Genomic DNA, 15,269 nt, shown 5'->3' on the forward strand with positions numbered 1-15,269 from the left:
AGGCAGGCGGTCCTTCGAAGGCTGTGCTTCTACAGACCACTTGCCGGCTGCAATGGTTTTACCGGATCAATTGGCCAACAGGTAGCCGCTGCGGCATACCTGTTCGCCGGCCACATGGGCGATGACCATGCCAGCGGTGGCCATGCGCCGGACGCTACGCGCATACAGCAGCCCCGGCTGGCTGTTGCGAAGGGGGGTGACTCGGTCACTGAGTGGGTCGATGACTTCGGCGATCAGTTGGCCGGCCTCCAGGTGCTGGCCCGGTTTGGCGTGGTAAACCAGCAACCCACCCAGTGGCGTTGCCACAGGTTCCACCGCGGCCAACGGCGTGGCGTGGCGTAACAGCGCGGGCAGGGGGGCGCTGGTGCCTTCGATGACACCTGCGTGGGTCAGGAAGTCGAGGATCGCCTGGCAGTCCTTGCTGGCCAGATCATGGCTGACATCCGCCTGGCCACGAAGCTCCACGGTAACCGAGCAGCAGCCCAGCGGAATCGGGAAGCGTTTGCCGAAACGTTGCTGCAATTGCCACCAGACCAGGCTGAAACATTCATCGAACGACTGCCCGCCCGAGTCGGTTGCCAGCAGGCTGGCCTGGGCGCCCAGGTAACGGGCCAAGGGTTCGATCTGGGGCCAGGCATCGGGTGTGGTGTACAGGTGCTCGACTGCTTCGAAGTCGCAGTGCAGGTCCAGCACCATATCGGCATCGCAGGCCAGGCGCTGCAGTATCAGGCGCTGGGCTTGCAGGGGTGTGCGGACCGGGTGTGCGTCCAGGCCACGGCGCAGGTATTCGCGGATCAGTGCAAGGTTGTGCGTCGGGTCCTGGGTAAGGTGTTCTTCGATCTGGTCGCCGATGCTGTCCGACAGGTCGACGAAGTTGCGATTGAAGTTCTCGCCGCTTTGCAGTTCAAAACGCCCCAATGGTGCATCCAGCAGCACTTGCTCCAAACCCACCGGGTTGGCCACCGGCACCAGTATGATCTCGCGCTGCAGTCGGCCTTGCTGTTCCAGCTCGGCCAAGCGGCGCTTGAGGTGCCAGGCTACCAGCATGCCCGGCAGCTCGTCGGCGTGCAGTGAGGCCTGGATATAGACTTTGCCACCACTGCGGGGGCCGAAGTGGAAGCTGTGCAGTTGGCGGGTGATCCCCGGTACGGGGGAGAGCAGGTCGTGGGTTGAATGGTGCATGTTGGTCCTGGCTGCGTGGCGAAAACGGTCTGCGACACGGGTCGGCTCAAAAATAGAAGCATAGTTTCAGCGAATGCGCCTCATCCTGCAGCAGTCGGGCATCGCAAACTTTTTCAGGCCAGTAGTGCCTGCAAGGTGGCCAGGTCATCTGCTTCTTCCACTGGCTTGTCCAGCCGCCAGCGCAGCATGCGCGGAAAGCGCACGGCAATACCGCTTTTGTGGCGCCGGGACAGGGCGATGCCTTCGAAGCCCAGCTCGAACACCAACGTTGGAGTGACACTGCGCACCGGGCCGAACGTTTCCACCGTGGTCTTGCGGATGATGGCGTCGACCTTGCGCATTTCTTCGTCGCTGAGCCCTGAATAGGCCTTGGCAAAGGGCACCAACGCCCGACCAGGGGTACCTGCCGGTGCATCCCATACGGCAAAGGTGTAGTCGCTGTACAGACTGGCCCTGCGACCGTGGCCGCGTTGGGCATAGATCAGCACCGCATCGACGCTGAAAGGGTCGATCTTCCACTTCCACCAGATGCCCATGTCCTTGGTGCGCCCCACGCCGTACAGTGCCTCGCGCTGCTTCAGCATCAGCCCTTCCACGCCCAGGCTGCGTGACTGTTCGCGCTGGCGGGCAAGGTCGGCCCAGTCCGGGCCTTGCAGCAGAGGCGACAACAGCACGGGGGCAAGTGGGTGTTCATCCACCAGGTGTTCCAGCTGGCTTCGGCGTTCGTGTTGCGGTCGGCTGCGCCAGTCCTCGCCCTGCCACTCCAGCAGGTCGTAGGCTTGCAGCACCACCGGCGCATCGTTCAGCAGTTTTTTGCCCAGCGTTTTGCGACCGATACGCTGTTGCAGCAAGGCAAACGGCTGCACGGCCAGTTCAGCCTCGGTTTCACCAGGTTTCCAGACCAGGATCTCGCCGTCGAGCACCACGCCATCGGGCAACGTCTGTGCCAGACCATGCAGTTCGGGGAAACGCTCGGTAACCAGTTCTTCGCCGCGTGACCACACCCACAGCTGGCCATCGCGCTTCACCACTTGCGCCCGAATGCCGTCCCACTTCCATTCGATTTGCCAATCGCTTGGTGGTCCGAGCAGGGTATCGAACTGATCGCTGGACACTTGCAGCGGATGGGCCAGGAAGAATGGGTAGGGCTGGCCGCCACGCTGGTTGTGTTCATCGGCGGACTCTGGGGCGATCAGCCTCTGGTAACTGGCTGCAGTCGGGCGATGGCCTATATCGGTGTAGCCGACCAGGCGCTGGGCCACGCGTTTGGCGTCCAGCCCGGCCAGTTGCGCCAGGGCGCGGGTGACCAACAGCTTTGACACGCCCACGCGAAAGCTGCCAGTGATCAGCTTCAGGCATAGCATCAGGCTGGCACGGTCCAACCGGGCCCAGAGCGGCGGGAGGCGCTGGCGGACTTGCTCAGGCGCCAGCCCGCGCAGGGGCAGCAAGTGCTGTTCCACCCAGGTGGCCAGGCCTTCCTCGTTGCCATCGGCGTGCAGCGGCAGCAGCAGCGAAATGGTCTCGGCCAGGTCGCCCACGGCCTGATAGCTTTCTTCGAAAAGCCAGTCCGGCAGGCCAGCCAGCGTCGTCGCCAGTTCGCGTAGAAGGCGGGTGGGTACCAGCTGGCGTGGGCGCCCGCCGGCCAGGAAATACACCGCCCAGGCAGCATCGTCGGCGGGCGCCATGTCGAAGTAGTCGCGCAGTGCCTCGAGCTTGGCATTGCTGGAGGTGGTCGCGTCCAGGCGCAGGAACAGCGTAGCGAAGGCTTTCATGGCGAGGGGGCGGTGTTGGGCACATCGTCTTCGTCGCCATACTCGGTGACGAAGGCGCGGGCATCCAGGCCTTGTTCGGTGAGGTAGCGCACCAGTACCTCGACCGAGCCGTGGGTGACCATCACCCGTTGGGCACCGGTCTGGCCAATGGCCCAGAGCAGGCCAGGCCAGTCGGCGTGGTCGGACAGCACAAAGCCCCGGTCCACGCCGCGCCGCCGGCGGGCGCCGCGTAGCAGCATCCAGCCGCTGGCGAAGGCATCACTGTAATCGCCAAAGCGGCGCATCCAGCTACTGCCGCCGGCTGACGGGGGCGCCAGGACCAGTGCCTGGCGCAGCAGTGGATCGTTGCGCGGAATATCGCCTGCGTAGCGGGTTTCCGGCAGGCGGATGCCGGCATCCCGGTACACCCGGTTGAGCGGCTCCATGGCGCCATGCACGAGGATCGGGCCGATGCTGGCATCCAGCCCATGCAGAATCCGCTGGGCCTTTCCGAAGGCATAGCAGAACAGCACGCTGGCCTTGCCCTGTTCACTGTTGGCCCGCCACCAGGCATTGATGCTGGCGAAGATCTCGCTTTGGCTTGGCCAGCGGTAGATCGGCAGGCCGAAGGTCGACTCGGTGATGAAGGTGTGGCACGCCACCGGTTCGAAGGGCGTACAGGTGTCATCGGGTTCTACCTTGTAGTCACCGGATGCAACCCAGACTTCACCTCGATACTCCAGACGCACCTGTGCCGAACCCAGCACGTGCCCGGCCGGGTGCAGGCTCAACGTCACGCCGTGGTGCAGCAGGCGCTCACCGTAGGGCAGGGTCTGCAGATTGATGTCCTGGCCCAGGCGGCTGCGCAGAATGCCGGCACCGGGGCTGGCGGTCAGATAATGGCCATTGCCGGTGCGTGCGTGGTCGCCGTGGCCATGGGTAATGACAGCCCGGTCCACGGGCCGCCAGGGGTCGATGTAGAAATCTCCGGGCGGGCAGTACAGGCCTTCGGGGCGGGCGATGACGAGGTCCATGGCACGGGCACTGGTTCTGGGGTTACCCGTTAAGAGGCATGGTGCTGGACGTTAGTTCGGATGGATTTGGGAGGGAGCTGCTGAAAAAAGTTCATCAAGCCCCCTCATGCGCCCCTGAAGAACGCCGTTACCGCCCCGGCACCAACGTAAGCCGCTGGTTGCCATACGCCCTGCCGAAGTTCTGCTGTTGCAGTGGCAGGCTCATGAAGCGCCCTTTGAACCAGGCATCCAGCCCATCGCGGTAATGCGCGCTGGCCGGGTTGCCGGACTGGCCGCTGCTGGTCAGTATCTGCAACGGTTCGGCCTGGCCGAAGTCGACGATCATCCGTGCCGAGGCTGGCAGACGCGTGTCGAAGTCGCTGCCCCAGGCGAATGGTGTGAGGGCCAGGGTAGTGAAGTCGCCGCCTGCGGCAAGCGGCGAACGGCTGATCGCATCACCCAGGCCATGGTAGGCCGGTGCCGGCCAGCGGTACTGGTGCAGCTTGCCCCACTGCCAGGTGCGTCGGTCGGCCCCCAGCTGTGCGATACCGGCCTCCATTGCGCCCGCCAGGCTGCGGGCGAGGATGGCGGGCTTGTCTTCTTTCTGCGGCGTGTTGCGGTCATCCCAGAAGGGGCTGTCATCGCGGCCCAGCAGATGATCGGCCTGCGCCGAGAACGACAAACGTGCATTGCTGACGAATGCCTGCCAGGCCGGGCCGGACTCCGGGCCCAGGTCATCGAGGAAGGTCTGTCGAGCGACCTCCTGCAGGAACAACTCGTACAGCGCGGCATCGGCCGACACCGGGCTCAGGCGGCCATCGAAGGCCTTGAGCCGGGCCAGCGTGTCGCGGGCCTTGTCGCGCTGCCCGGCGGGGAGGGCGTCGATTGCCTGCTTCAGTGGCTGGGCCATGCCGGGTGCGTCGAACATCTGCTTGAGCTTGTTGGCCAGCAAGGTCACCTGGTCGTTCTGCAGGGCCATCAGGCTGCGACTGTCGTGGCGACCGTTGCCGGCCAGCTGTGCCAGTCGTTCGGCACGCTCGGGGTAGTACCAGGTGCTGGACAGCTGCATGCCATAGCCGCGCGGCAGGCTGCGCTGGTTGGCATGGCCGATCCAGCCCGCGGGTGGGTCCTGGTCGTACGGGTGCAGCATCGGGTCGGCATAGCCGTCCCAGTCGTAACGCCCGTCCCAGCCCGGCGAGGGCAGCAGGCCCTGGCCTTCGCGGCGATTGGGGTAGCGGCCACTGACTTGCCAGCCGATGTGCTCAGGCTCGGCGAAAACGAAGTTGACGGCAGCAGCATTCACCTCACGTGTGCTGTCGAAGGCCCGCTCCACGTTCTTGGCCCGCGTCAGGTCGAACAGGGCATCCAGGCTGCGATCACCTTTGAACTGTGGCAGGTTCAGCGCAAGGCCCAGGCTGGCATTTTCTGGCTGGGCCAGCAGGGTGCCGTGGCGGGTGTCGTACATCACTTCGCGCACGGGGCGTTGGCCACGTACAAAGTAGGTTTCGCTGCGGGCGCGGGCCGGCAGCCATTTACCATCGGCCAGGTAGCTCAGCTGATTGCCTTGGCGGCGCAGCTGCTCGAGGAACAGGTCCTGATTGTCGGCCATGACCGCGCTGCTGCTCCAGGCCAGCTTGCCATTGTAGCCGGCCAGCACAATTGGCAGGCCCGGCAAGGACAGGCCGGCAACCTGGTACTTGCTGGTATTGATTTGTACCGGGCTCAAGGCCCAGGCGGCGCGGTTGTCGCTGGCCAGCAGGCTCTTGCCGCTGCGGCTGCGCTGCGGGCCCAGGGCCAGGTTGGCCGACCCCGGGCTACCGAGCAGGTCGAGGTCGGCCAGCTTCTGGCTGGCAGCCGCCAGGGCTGCCAGCCCCGGCAATTGGCTGGCCAGGTTCAGGCCCTTGAGCTTGTCCACTTCCATTTCGGCCAACGGCTCGTCCGGGGCCCCGGGCAGCAACCAGGCCAGCTTGTCGCTACCGGCTTTCTGCGCCAGGGTCAGGGCGCTGAGTTCCTCTTGCAGGTTGACCGACTGACTGAACGCGTACAGGCAGAAGATCAGCGCCGAGTCTTCAGGCTTCCAGTATTCGGGGCGATAGCCACTACTGGCCAGGCCTGCTGGCAGCTTGTCGCGGTAGCGGAACAGGTAGGCGTTGACCCCGCGCGCGTACACTTCGAAGAAGCGCTTGAGCCGTGGCGATGCGTCGGCGTATTGCTGGGCGGCACTCTGCTTGAGGTTGGCGGCGCGCATGAGGCGGTCGATATCCAGCGCCTCGCTGCCGGCCAGTTCGGCCAGGCGGCCTTGGGCGAGCAGGCGCATGGCGACCATCTGTTCGATGCGGTCACCGGCGTGCACATAGCCCAGGCTGAACAGCGCATCATGGAAGCTGCTGCTTTCGATCAGCGGCGCACCCATGGCATTGCGCCGTACCGAAACATTCTGTGCCAGGCCTTTGAGCGGCTGCACGCCGCTGGTCGGTGGCACGCTGTCCTGGTAGCCGCCCGTCTGGCAGCCGGCCAGCCCGAGCATGCCGAGCAGGGTGGCAGCGGTTGCGAACCGCAGGCGGAAAGGAGGAAAGGCGGGGGCGGCCATGGCAAGGGCTCCTGCAAGGCGAGGCTGGTTTGGAAAGGCGCTAAGGTAGTAAGCGCGCAGGCGCCATGCAAGGTCCCAGGTCGGTTTATTTGATCGCGCCGGGTCCAACGTCGAAGTGCTCGGCCAAGGCGTCGGAAAAATGCGTGCAATTGATGCGCGTGTAGCGTTGGTAGTCACGGCTCACCGCGAATGCAGAGCCGGGCATCAGCAGGATCTTGTGTTGCTCCAGTTTACGCACGAAAGGTTGCAGGTCGGGCAGGTCCGGGTGGTAGACCCAGAGGAACATACCCCCTTGCGGTGCAATGTCGAATTGCCAGCCGCGCTCGAGCAGCAAGCGTTGGGTTTGCACCTGCTGGCGGATCAGGCGCTGCTGCACGTCTTTCATGTGCCGGGCATACGTGCCATCCGACAATATGGTGTTGACGAAGCGTTCGCAAAACGCGGGGACAGCGACGCAGGTCAGCAGTTTAAGGCGTGTGAGCGGCTCGATCAGGTCTTGCGAGCAGGCAATGAACCCTACGCGCAGCGAGGCCGACAGGCATTTGGAGAAGCTGCCGATGTAGATAACCCGGTCAAGGTTGTCCAGCTCGGCAAAGGTCTGGCGCACAGCAGGGCTGAAGTCCCCGTAAACGTCGTCCTCGACCACGAAGAACTCGTGCTCCACCGCCAGGCGCAGGACGCTGAAGGCGTTGTGCGGGCTGATGTTGCTGCCGGTCGGGTTGTGGAAGGTGCTGTTGCAGAAAAACGCCTTGACCTTGTGCCTGGCCAGGTGGCTTCTCATTTCTTCCACGTCCGGCCCGTCCTGGGTCCGCCGAATGCCGACGACGTGTCCGCCAGCCAGTTGGATCAGCTTGATCAGGTTGCCGTTGCCCGGCTCGTCGACGAACACGTGGTCGCCCGGTTTGATCAGCAACCGTGCAACCAGGTCCAGGCCTTGCGTGGCCCCCAGTGTGGTCAGCAACTGGTTGGGGCGGACTTCGACACGGGTTAGCCGTTTCATGTGCACGCAGAGCTGTTTGCGCATGGGCAGGTACCCCTGGATGTCGCCGTACTCTGCCAGCGAGCTCTGCTCCAGCCGCGCCGTGCGACGAATCGCCTTGGCCAGCAGTTCGGTGTCGCGCCACGCTGGGGGCAGCCAGCCGCTGCCCAGCTTGGTGAAGTGCTGGCCGCCCTGCAGCAGCCGGAACAGCGGGTCGCCGGCCATGCATTCGGGTTCGTGGATCACGCTGGTTTGCCGGGCGCGGTTTGCCACGAAGTAGCCTCGCCCGGGTGATGCCGTCAACACACCTTCGCTGACCAGCTGGGCGTAGGCCGACACGACGTCGTGGTAACTGAAGTCCACTGCAGCGGTCAGCTTGCGGATGGAGGGCATGCGTTGCCCGGGCAACCACTCGCCTGCATCCAGGCGTTGTTTCAAAAGGTGATGAAGGCTGCAGGGGATCATGGCAGGTCCGAAACCGTTAGAAAAAAAAGCCTAACAGTTAACGGAAATGCTTGTCGACTGTTCGTTTGCAAATGGCCAGCACATGCCAATATCCCTGTGTCGGAACTTTCGGCTGCCAACAAAGGCGGCACTTTTAGCGTCTGTGCAGACCAGACAACTGGATATCAAGCCCATGCACCCTATGGACATGCAATCAGCCGTCATTGCCAGGCTTCCTGTCCCTGACGAACTGGAGTCATTCAAAGTTGTAAAGAATCTTGTGACCTCGGCGTTATTGGAGTGTTGTTCAGTCGTCGAGTTCGAAGCACTGAAAGAAACAATGGTCATAGAGCATGTGACTGAACAGGCGCATGCCGATTTACAGGCATTTGCCATGAAGGATCCGGCTGCCGGCCGCGACCTGGTATTCATTGCAAAAACCTACACCTCTTATTCTGCGGTTTTGCATTATCGGCTTGCCCATTGGATTTACAACAATAGCGCCGCGACCTACGGCGCCGGCGGTCAATGCCTGGCCGCCATGATCTCCAGGCGCGGAAAAATGCTTTCGGGGGCGGAGATCCATTTCCGCAGCCGCATTGGTGCGCGCTTCATCATCGATCACGGCATGGGCACCGTCATTGGTGAAACGTCGACCATTGGTGACGATTGCTACGTGCTTGGCGGCGTAACCCTGGGCGCCCGCGGTATCAGTGACAACCCCTCGAGCCCCAGGCATCCGACGTTGGGTAACCGGGTGCAGATCGGCGCTTTCGCCAGTGTGCTGGGCGCAATTCATGTCGGTGACGGTGCGTTTATCGGGCCGGGCTGCATTGTTACCAAAGACGTCCCGGCCGCTGCCCGGGTACAGGTTAAAACATCATTGCAGGTGGTATTGGAATCATGAACGCTCTGAACTATGAAGTTTTAAGAAATACCGAGAAACTGTATTACAAAGACCAGTATTTGGCGGGCGCGAATACGCAAGTAGCGCGGGTGCACAGTGACGGCATCGAGTTGCTGAGTACGGTGGCCTATCCAGAAGGGGGCGGCCAGGAAGCGGACTTCGGCACCATTGAATTACCGGTGGGTACCGTGCGATTCGTCTGGGTTAAAAAACTCTACGGTAGCCCTATTCGCCTGGAAGGTTTCAAAGGTGGAAAACTGGGCGGCATCATTATTCACAGCCTGCACCCTGATGATTTGCACTTGCTGGATGAAGTCACGGTAGGCATGCCGGCCCGCGTCACTATCGATATCGAACGGCGCGAACGGCTGACGTTGTCTCACAGTGCCAGCCACTTCCTGTATGCCGCCGCCATCGGGCTGCGTGAAGAATTGAAGCAATGGACTATCGGCTGCCATATCAAGGAGGACACGGCACGTTTCGACTTCCTGGTCGAGGACGCGTTCACGGCTGAAGACGTACTTGAAATAGAACGACGGGCGAATGAACTGATCGGCTGCGATGCGCCCATCGAGCACTACGCGGTTCAAGGCCTGGAAGACGCGCGTTTGTGGACCTACAACGGCATCGAAATCCCGTGCGGTGGCACGCACCTCGATTCGCCTCGGCGCATCGGGCGCCTTGGCGTCAAGCGCAAACGCCTGGGTAAAGGCAAGGAACGGCTGATCTGCGTGTTCCCCGAGGCCGAAATCGACCTGTCCACTTATCACGAGCACGCATTATGAACAGCACGTTACCGCGGCGCACGTACCTGTACTTCACGGCACAGTCGATCAACCTGACGACTGCCGTGATGTCGGTGACGATGGCCGCCATTGTCGGGGCTGCGCTGGCGCCTGATGCCGCATGGTCCACGGTGCCGTACGGGTTCCAGTTTCTGTGCCTGATGCTGGCAACTTATCCAGTCTCCAGGCTGATGAGCCGTATCGGCCGTAAAAAGGCGTTCATGCTGGGCGCGATTCCCCTGGCGCTGTCTGGCGTCAGCGGCTTTCTGGCGGTGGAGCACCAGCATTTTCCAACGCTGGTACTCAGCCACTCTGCATTGGGTGTGTACATCGCGTTCGCCAACTTCAACCGGTTCGCGGCAACCGACAATCTTTCCCAGGCCTTGAAGCCCAAGGCGCTTTCGCTGGTCGTGGCGGGCGGGGTCATCGCGGCTGTCGTCGGGCCGACGCTTACCGAGTGGCTGCGTGACGTGGGTGGCTACCCACTGTTTTCGCTGTGTTATGCCGCGTTTGTCGGCCTGGCGTTGCTTTCATTGTTGATTGCGCTGTGCCTGCCCAACGATGCCGGTATGGCCAGCGCGGTCAACAGCGCAGCAAAGCCGGCCAGTGTCCGTGCCGAGCCGGCAGGCCCGAGCGTGGTTGTGGCAATGGCTGTCGCTGCGTTGGGCTACGGGATCATGAACCTGCTGATGATCCAGGCCTCGATGCACATGAAACACATGCACGAGGACTTCACTGACGTCCGCCTGGCGATCCAGTGGCATGTGATTGCCATGTTTGCCCCGTCGTTCTTCACCGGCGCCATCATCCAGCGACTGGGTATCAAGACCACCATTTGCGCGGGCCTGGCCCTGTTGATCGGTTGCTCGGCGATGAATATCTGGTCGCACAGCTACGCCATGATGACCCTGGCACTGATTGCCCTCGGGCTGGGCTGGAACCTCACTTACGTAGGCGGAGGCGCCTTGCTGGCCCAGTCACTGCAGAACAGCCCGGCAGCGATGCAGATGCAGGGTAAGAACGACCTGGCCATTGCCATTTTTGCCACCCTCGGCGCATTCAGCCCTTCGCTGTTGCTGAGCTCGGTCGGCTGGGACGGTACCAACGCCATCTGCATGGTCCTCTGCCTGGGGCTGCTGGTTGCCACTGCCGGCCTGCTGCAGAACAAGGTCGGCCTGCAAACTTCAATGGAAGGTAGCCGCAAATGAGCGAGCTCATCAGTGTCAGCGATCGTATCTACACCAAGCTGGAAATGAACAACCCGGGCGGTAGCCACAAATATCGGGCGGCGCGGCGGATCGTCGAACATGCCGTGCGCAAGGGTGAGATCATTCCCGGGGTGACGACCGTCATCGAAAAAACCGGTGGCAGCTTCGGCTTTGGCTTACTGGCGGCCTGCCACAAGTACCAGGTCGCCGTAGAGCTGGCGGTCGGGCTGAGCTTCAGCCAGACCAAGCGGGATCTGCTGGAGTGTTTCGGTGCCCGACTGATCGGCAAGGAAATGCTGATGGCCGGTGCCACACCCAAGGACGTGGTGATGCATCACCTGGATAACCAGGCCGCGCTGGGCAAGTCATACTTCTACACCGACCAGTTCAACAACCCGGTGGGCATCGAAGCCCATCGTTATCAGACCGCCAGTGAACTGGCCGTGCAACTGACCAACGCCGGGGCAGGGCGGCAGATCCTGTTCGTGGGCTGTGCGGGTACTGGCGCCAGTTTCACGGGTATCACCCTGGGGCTGAAGGACCATGGCTTCGATGTGTCGACGGTACTGGTCGATCCCAATGGCTGCGATTCGAGGGCTGGCGTGTTCGCCGACCATCGTTTTGAAGGCATGGCCGTGGGCGTTTGCCCGCCGTTCATGGACTGGTCGCTGGTGGACGAGCGGGCCCAGGTGCAACATGCAGAAATGCTGGCCGCACAGCGCTGGTTCTACATGCAGAGTGGCATTTTCGTCGGTAATACAGCCGCTGCCTGCCTGGCGGTTGCCCAGCGCATGGCCCAGCATCCGCGGTATGTCGAGACCACCCTGGTGACCATCGCCTATGATGCCGGCCTCTGGTACCAGGACCTGTTGGGGGCAAACCGGCGAAAGGCCGCGTAGCCACCTGTGTCAGGCTCATGATCCAGAGGCTGGCACGGAAACTGTGGGAGCGGGCGAGCCCGCGAAGCAGGCGACGCGGTGGATGGCACGGGCTTCGCCCGTGTTCGCGGGCGCGCCGGCTCCCACAGTGTTCGAGCCATCTCTCAGATTTTTATCGCGTCAGTCGATCAGGCGCCGTGGCACTTCTTGTACTTCTTCTCGCTACCGCACGGGCACGGGTCGTTACGGCCAACGTCCTTCAGGGCGTTGCGTACCGGCTCCTGGTGGCCGTGGTTGCAGTGCGGGCCGTGTACATGGCCGTGGTCGTGATGGTGATCATGGCCATGGTTGCAGTCAGGGCCATGAACGTGGGGTTGTTGGGACATTGCAGGGTTACTCCGGTATGTAATCGTCGGGGATTATCTCACCACTGCGCGAGATGTGCAGGTCCCGATGGATGAGCAACCCGGTCGCCAGTTCGCCCTGCAGGGAGTAACGCAGCGGCTGCTTGCTTCTGAGCAGCTTGGCCAGTGGCTTCAGGTGCTGCCACAGGTTGGTTCGTGCGGTGATCTTGAAAGTGCGCCGTGCATGCCCGCCCACGCTGCGCCATACGCTGGCTTCATCCTGCACCAGTAGCAGGTCATTGAGGCGTATTGCATACGACACGTTGCGAATGAACAGGCGGCTGTCATTGGGGTTGTCGACCCGCAGGTGCAAGACGAACTCCTGTTCCAGCAACCTGGCCTTGACCGTTTCGACCTCGACCAGATGCACTTCGGGCTCGCGCCAGTCCTCGCCCCAACTGGCACAGCCCGTCAGCCATGCCAGCAGCGCACCGAGCAGTAGCAGACGGGTGCGCTTGATCATGTTCAGCTCCCTACGTAGCTGGCGCAGCATTTCTTGAATTTGTGCCCACTGGCGCAGGGGCAGGGGTCGTTGCGCCCGGCCTTCAGCCCGACCGTTGGGTCGATGAAGTACCAGCGACCGGCATGCTGGACGAAGGCCGAGCGTTCGCGGTGCTGATGATCGCCGTCTTGGTCGTGCCAGCGCGCGGTGAAGGTGACGAAGCTGTGCTCGGGTTGTCCGCCCAGCACTTCTGCGCTTTCCACCTCCAGGCCCAGCCAGGTGCTCTGTGCACTCCAGTCGGCCATGGCAGCACGGTCCAGGCCGGCTTGCTGGGCCGGTAGGGTGGTGGCTACCAGGTAGTCGACCAGGCCCAGCACGTAGGCACTGTAGCGTGAGCGCATCAGGGCCTGGGCATCCGGTGCCGGGGTACCGGCATGGTAATGCCCGCAGCAGGCGTCAAGCAGGTTGCCACTGCCACAAGGGCAGACCGAGACACTCATCATCACCACCAGTACTTGCCGAAGTTTTCAGGGTTGGCCCAGAACCTGGCGTTGAGCCAGTCCGGGACCTGCTTATAGTCATGTAGATCATAGGTGAACAGGCTCAAAACCTGTTGGTCACGGCAGAATTTCTCGCTGGCCGACATGGCCAGGGCGAAAAAGTCGGTGTCCTGCCAGCCGCAGGCAGCCAGGTCGGCCAGCACTGCAACCCGGCTGGCATTGAGGTTGCGAATACCGCCGAGCAGCTCCAGGCCGGTGCGCTTGGGCAAGTGTTCCAGGCAGTCCACCAGTACCGCCAGGTCAAAGCGCTTGGCGGCCAGTTCGGCTGGCAGCAGGCCAGGGGCGGCGGTGTCGATGGTGACCTGGGGGTGTGCCTGGGCGAAGGCGTCCAGCGCCGGAAAGCGCGTACCTACCAGCAGCAGCCGTTGTGGAGTGAAGCGCTCGAGCAGGGCTGCCAGGGCCTGTTGCGGGGTGCGTTTGGAGAAACCTTCGGTCATTGCCATTCCTCGTTCAAGTCATCCAAGACTAGCGGGCTGCGGCGTGCGGGCAAAGAGGCATGTGACCGTGTCGTAGCTTATTGCTGGCAGGGTTGGAATGCGCGGTCTTTACTCCCAGAGATCGGCCTTATGCCGATTCCCCCTAGGAGAAGCAATGAAATGAGCATAGTACGCACAGCGTTACCCCTGGTACTGCTCACCAGTGTGTTGACTGGTTGTGCAGGTTTGCAAAAAACCGACTGGCCGAAATGTGCCGCCGTCGGGGGTGTAGGCGGCGCCGCCCTGGGCGCCATCGAAAGCTCCAGCTGGGCTGGCTGGGGTGCGTTGCTGGGCGGTGGCCTGGCGGCGGGCTATTGCTGGGCCCATGGCGATGGCGACGAGGATGGCGACGGCGTGCCAGACAGCCGTGACAAGTGCCCTGGCACCCCGCGTGGTGTGCAGGTCGATGCCAACGGATGCCCGCCTGAGCCGGTTGCGGTGGTCGAAGAAGTGGTGGTGCAGAAGGAAGAAGTCATTGTCATCCGCGACGTGCACTTCGAGTTCGATTCTGCGCGCCTGACGGCCAGTGACAAAGAGCGCCTCAATACCATTGCCACGCGCCTGAAGCAGGAAGCGCCCTCTGCCCGCCTTAGCGTCAGCGGCCATACCGACAGCGTCGGTTCCGACAGCTACAACCAGAAACTGTCCGAGCGCCGTGCCCATTCGGTGACCGATTACCTGGTCGAGAGCGGTGTACCGCGCAGCAGCTTCGTTTCGGTGGTCGGCGCGGGTGAAACCCAGCCGGTGGCAGACAACGCCACGGGCGAAGGGCGTGCCATGAACCGTCGTACCGAGATCAAGATCCAGCGGTAAGACGGCAGGCGCCCGTGCCTCGAGCAGTGGCACGGGCGCGTCTTCATGCCGGCCAGCCGTTTGTGGCCAATGACACAGGAGCATTCAGCATGAGTGTGACGTCGAAGGCGGCTTTGCCGCTGTTGGTGGCTGCCAGCCTGCTCACGGGCTGCGCTACGCACAGCGATGGCAGCGCGCCCCTCAATCAAAGGACCTGGCCCATCTGCAGCCTGCTGGGCGGCTTGGTCGGTGGTGGCCTTGGTGCCATCGAGAGTTCTTCCTGGGCTGCCGGTGGTGGCGCCTTGGGCGCCATCGCCGGCGGGCTGATTTGTTACGCCCAGGACGGTGACGAAGATGGTGACGGCATTTTCGACCGGCGCGATCACTGCCCCGAGACCCCGGCCAACACGGCGGTCGACCACATGGGTTGCCCACTGAAACAGTACCCGGCCGCGCCACCTGCCAGTGCACCCGAACCCTCGCCAGAGGTGATCACCCTCGATGACAACGGCGCGGTGATGTTCGCCTTCGACTCCGCCGAACTGACGCCGGCGGCCCAGCAACGCCTGCAAGGCCTGGTGGAGAAGCTCAATTCACCGACGGTGGCCAAGGTTCGTGTGATCGGACACACCGACAGTGTGGGCTCCGACAGCTACAACCAGGCACTTTCCGAACGCCGCGCCAGCAGCGTTGCCGAGTACCTGATCGGCCAGGGCCTGGAGATGGGCAAGGTCACCAGCCAGGGCCGTGGGGAAAGCGAACCGGTTACCGACAACGAAACCGAGGAGGGCCGCGCGCGCAACCGACGGGTGGAGCTGCACCTCAACTGAGTGTTGCTGGCGCTTGCCTGGGCATTGC

The 15,269-nt window shown here is 62.8% G+C and carries 15 protein-coding genes; 6 read left to right on the top strand and 9 right to left on the bottom strand.

Features of this window, described 5'->3' with window-relative positions; genetic code table 11:
- Nucleotides 1-66: 66 nt before the first annotated feature.
- The 5 genes from AC3RCM_RS06000 to AC3RCM_RS06020 form a co-directional block, all read right to left on the bottom strand.
- Nucleotides 67-1,182 carry a succinylglutamate desuccinylase/aspartoacylase family protein gene (locus tag AC3RCM_RS06000; protein ID WP_020191303.1) on the bottom strand — a complete coding sequence of 372 codons (1,116 nt, stop codon included), beginning with the start codon at nt 1,180-1,182 and terminating at the stop codon, nt 67-69.
- A gap of 113 nt (nt 1,183-1,295) precedes the next feature.
- The gene (locus AC3RCM_RS06005; protein ID WP_492629426.1) at nt 1,296-2,954 is read right to left on the bottom strand and encodes an ATP-dependent DNA ligase; all 1,659 of its coding nucleotides are present in this window, start codon (nt 2,952-2,954) and stop codon (nt 1,296-1,298) included.
- Complete coding sequence (locus AC3RCM_RS06010) at nt 2,951-3,967, bottom strand: ligase-associated DNA damage response exonuclease (RefSeq protein ID WP_492629427.1); 1,017 nt, start codon at nt 3,965-3,967, stop codon at nt 2,951-2,953. Before AC3RCM_RS06010 ends, AC3RCM_RS06005 begins: the two co-directional genes overlap by 4 nt.
- 127 nt (nt 3,968-4,094) lie before the next feature.
- Entirely contained in the window at nt 4,095-6,536 is a 2,442-nt protein-coding gene (locus tag AC3RCM_RS06015; RefSeq protein WP_492629428.1) for a penicillin acylase family protein, read from the bottom strand.
- An 85-nt stretch (nt 6,537-6,621) separates the two neighbouring features.
- Nucleotides 6,622-7,980: an aminotransferase-like domain-containing protein gene (locus tag AC3RCM_RS06020; RefSeq protein WP_064492956.1), complete on the bottom strand. Its 1,359-nt coding sequence runs from the start codon at nt 7,978-7,980 to the stop codon at nt 6,622-6,624.
- Between the two features lie 172 nt (nt 7,981-8,152).
- Here AC3RCM_RS06020 and AC3RCM_RS06025 point away from each other — a divergent pair, with 172 nt between their 5' ends.
- Genes AC3RCM_RS06025 through AC3RCM_RS06040 form a run of 4 tightly spaced genes read left to right on the top strand, consistent with a single transcriptional unit; the run spans nt 8,153 to nt 11,758 of the window.
- Nucleotides 8,153-8,866, top strand: coding sequence for a serine O-acetyltransferase (locus AC3RCM_RS06025; protein ID WP_177409993.1), 714 nt, complete (start codon nt 8,153-8,155; stop codon nt 8,864-8,866).
- Entirely contained in the window at nt 8,863-9,651 is a 789-nt protein-coding gene (locus AC3RCM_RS06030) for an alanyl-tRNA editing protein (protein ID WP_010952274.1), read from the top strand. The genes AC3RCM_RS06025 and AC3RCM_RS06030 overlap by 4 nt, the downstream gene beginning before the upstream one ends.
- A complete protein-coding gene (locus tag AC3RCM_RS06035; RefSeq protein ID WP_014589932.1) occupies nt 9,648-10,859 on the top strand; it encodes an MFS transporter in 1,212 nt (403 codons plus the stop codon). The genes AC3RCM_RS06030 and AC3RCM_RS06035 overlap by 4 nt, the downstream gene beginning before the upstream one ends.
- Nucleotides 10,856-11,758, top strand: a complete 903-nt coding sequence (locus AC3RCM_RS06040) for a pyridoxal-phosphate dependent enzyme (protein WP_010952276.1) — start codon at nt 10,856-10,858, stop codon at nt 11,756-11,758. Before AC3RCM_RS06035 ends, AC3RCM_RS06040 begins: the two co-directional genes overlap by 4 nt.
- A 167-nt stretch (nt 11,759-11,925) precedes the next feature.
- Here AC3RCM_RS06040 and AC3RCM_RS06045 read toward each other — a convergent pair whose 3' ends face one another.
- Genes AC3RCM_RS06045 through AC3RCM_RS06060 form a run of 4 tightly spaced genes read right to left on the bottom strand, consistent with a single transcriptional unit; the run spans nt 11,926 to nt 13,580 of the window.
- Nucleotides 11,926-12,123, bottom strand: coding sequence for an SEC-C metal-binding domain-containing protein (locus AC3RCM_RS06045; protein ID WP_060489328.1), 198 nt, complete (start codon nt 12,121-12,123; stop codon nt 11,926-11,928).
- Between the two features lie 7 nt (nt 12,124-12,130).
- A complete protein-coding gene (locus tag AC3RCM_RS06050; protein ID WP_020191309.1) occupies nt 12,131-12,604 on the bottom strand; it encodes an LEA/WHy family protein in 474 nt (157 codons plus the stop codon).
- Nucleotides 12,605-12,606: 2 nt separating this feature from the next.
- On the bottom strand, nt 12,607-13,083 hold the full coding sequence (locus tag AC3RCM_RS06055) for a YchJ family protein (protein ID WP_029615445.1): 477 nt from the start codon (nt 13,081-13,083) through the stop codon (nt 12,607-12,609).
- A gap of 2 nt (nt 13,084-13,085) precedes the next feature.
- Complete coding sequence (locus AC3RCM_RS06060; RefSeq protein WP_492629429.1) at nt 13,086-13,580, bottom strand: DUF6231 family protein; 495 nt, start codon at nt 13,578-13,580, stop codon at nt 13,086-13,088.
- A gap of 159 nt (nt 13,581-13,739) precedes the next feature.
- Between AC3RCM_RS06060 and AC3RCM_RS06065 the strand changes: the two genes are divergently transcribed.
- Both AC3RCM_RS06065 and AC3RCM_RS06070 read left to right on the top strand, forming a co-directional pair.
- A complete protein-coding gene (locus AC3RCM_RS06065) occupies nt 13,740-14,432 on the top strand; it encodes a PA1041 family peptidoglycan-binding anchor lipoprotein (protein ID WP_064492954.1) in 693 nt (230 codons plus the stop codon).
- An 89-nt stretch (nt 14,433-14,521) separates the two neighbouring features.
- On the top strand, nt 14,522-15,241 hold the full coding sequence (locus AC3RCM_RS06070) for a PA1041 family peptidoglycan-binding anchor lipoprotein (protein ID WP_049588526.1): 720 nt from the start codon (nt 14,522-14,524) through the stop codon (nt 15,239-15,241).
- The last annotated feature ends 28 nt before the right edge of the window (nt 15,242-15,269 follow it).

The sequence above is a fragment of the Pseudomonas sp. GW823-FHT05G12 genome, from assembly GCF_058795575.1.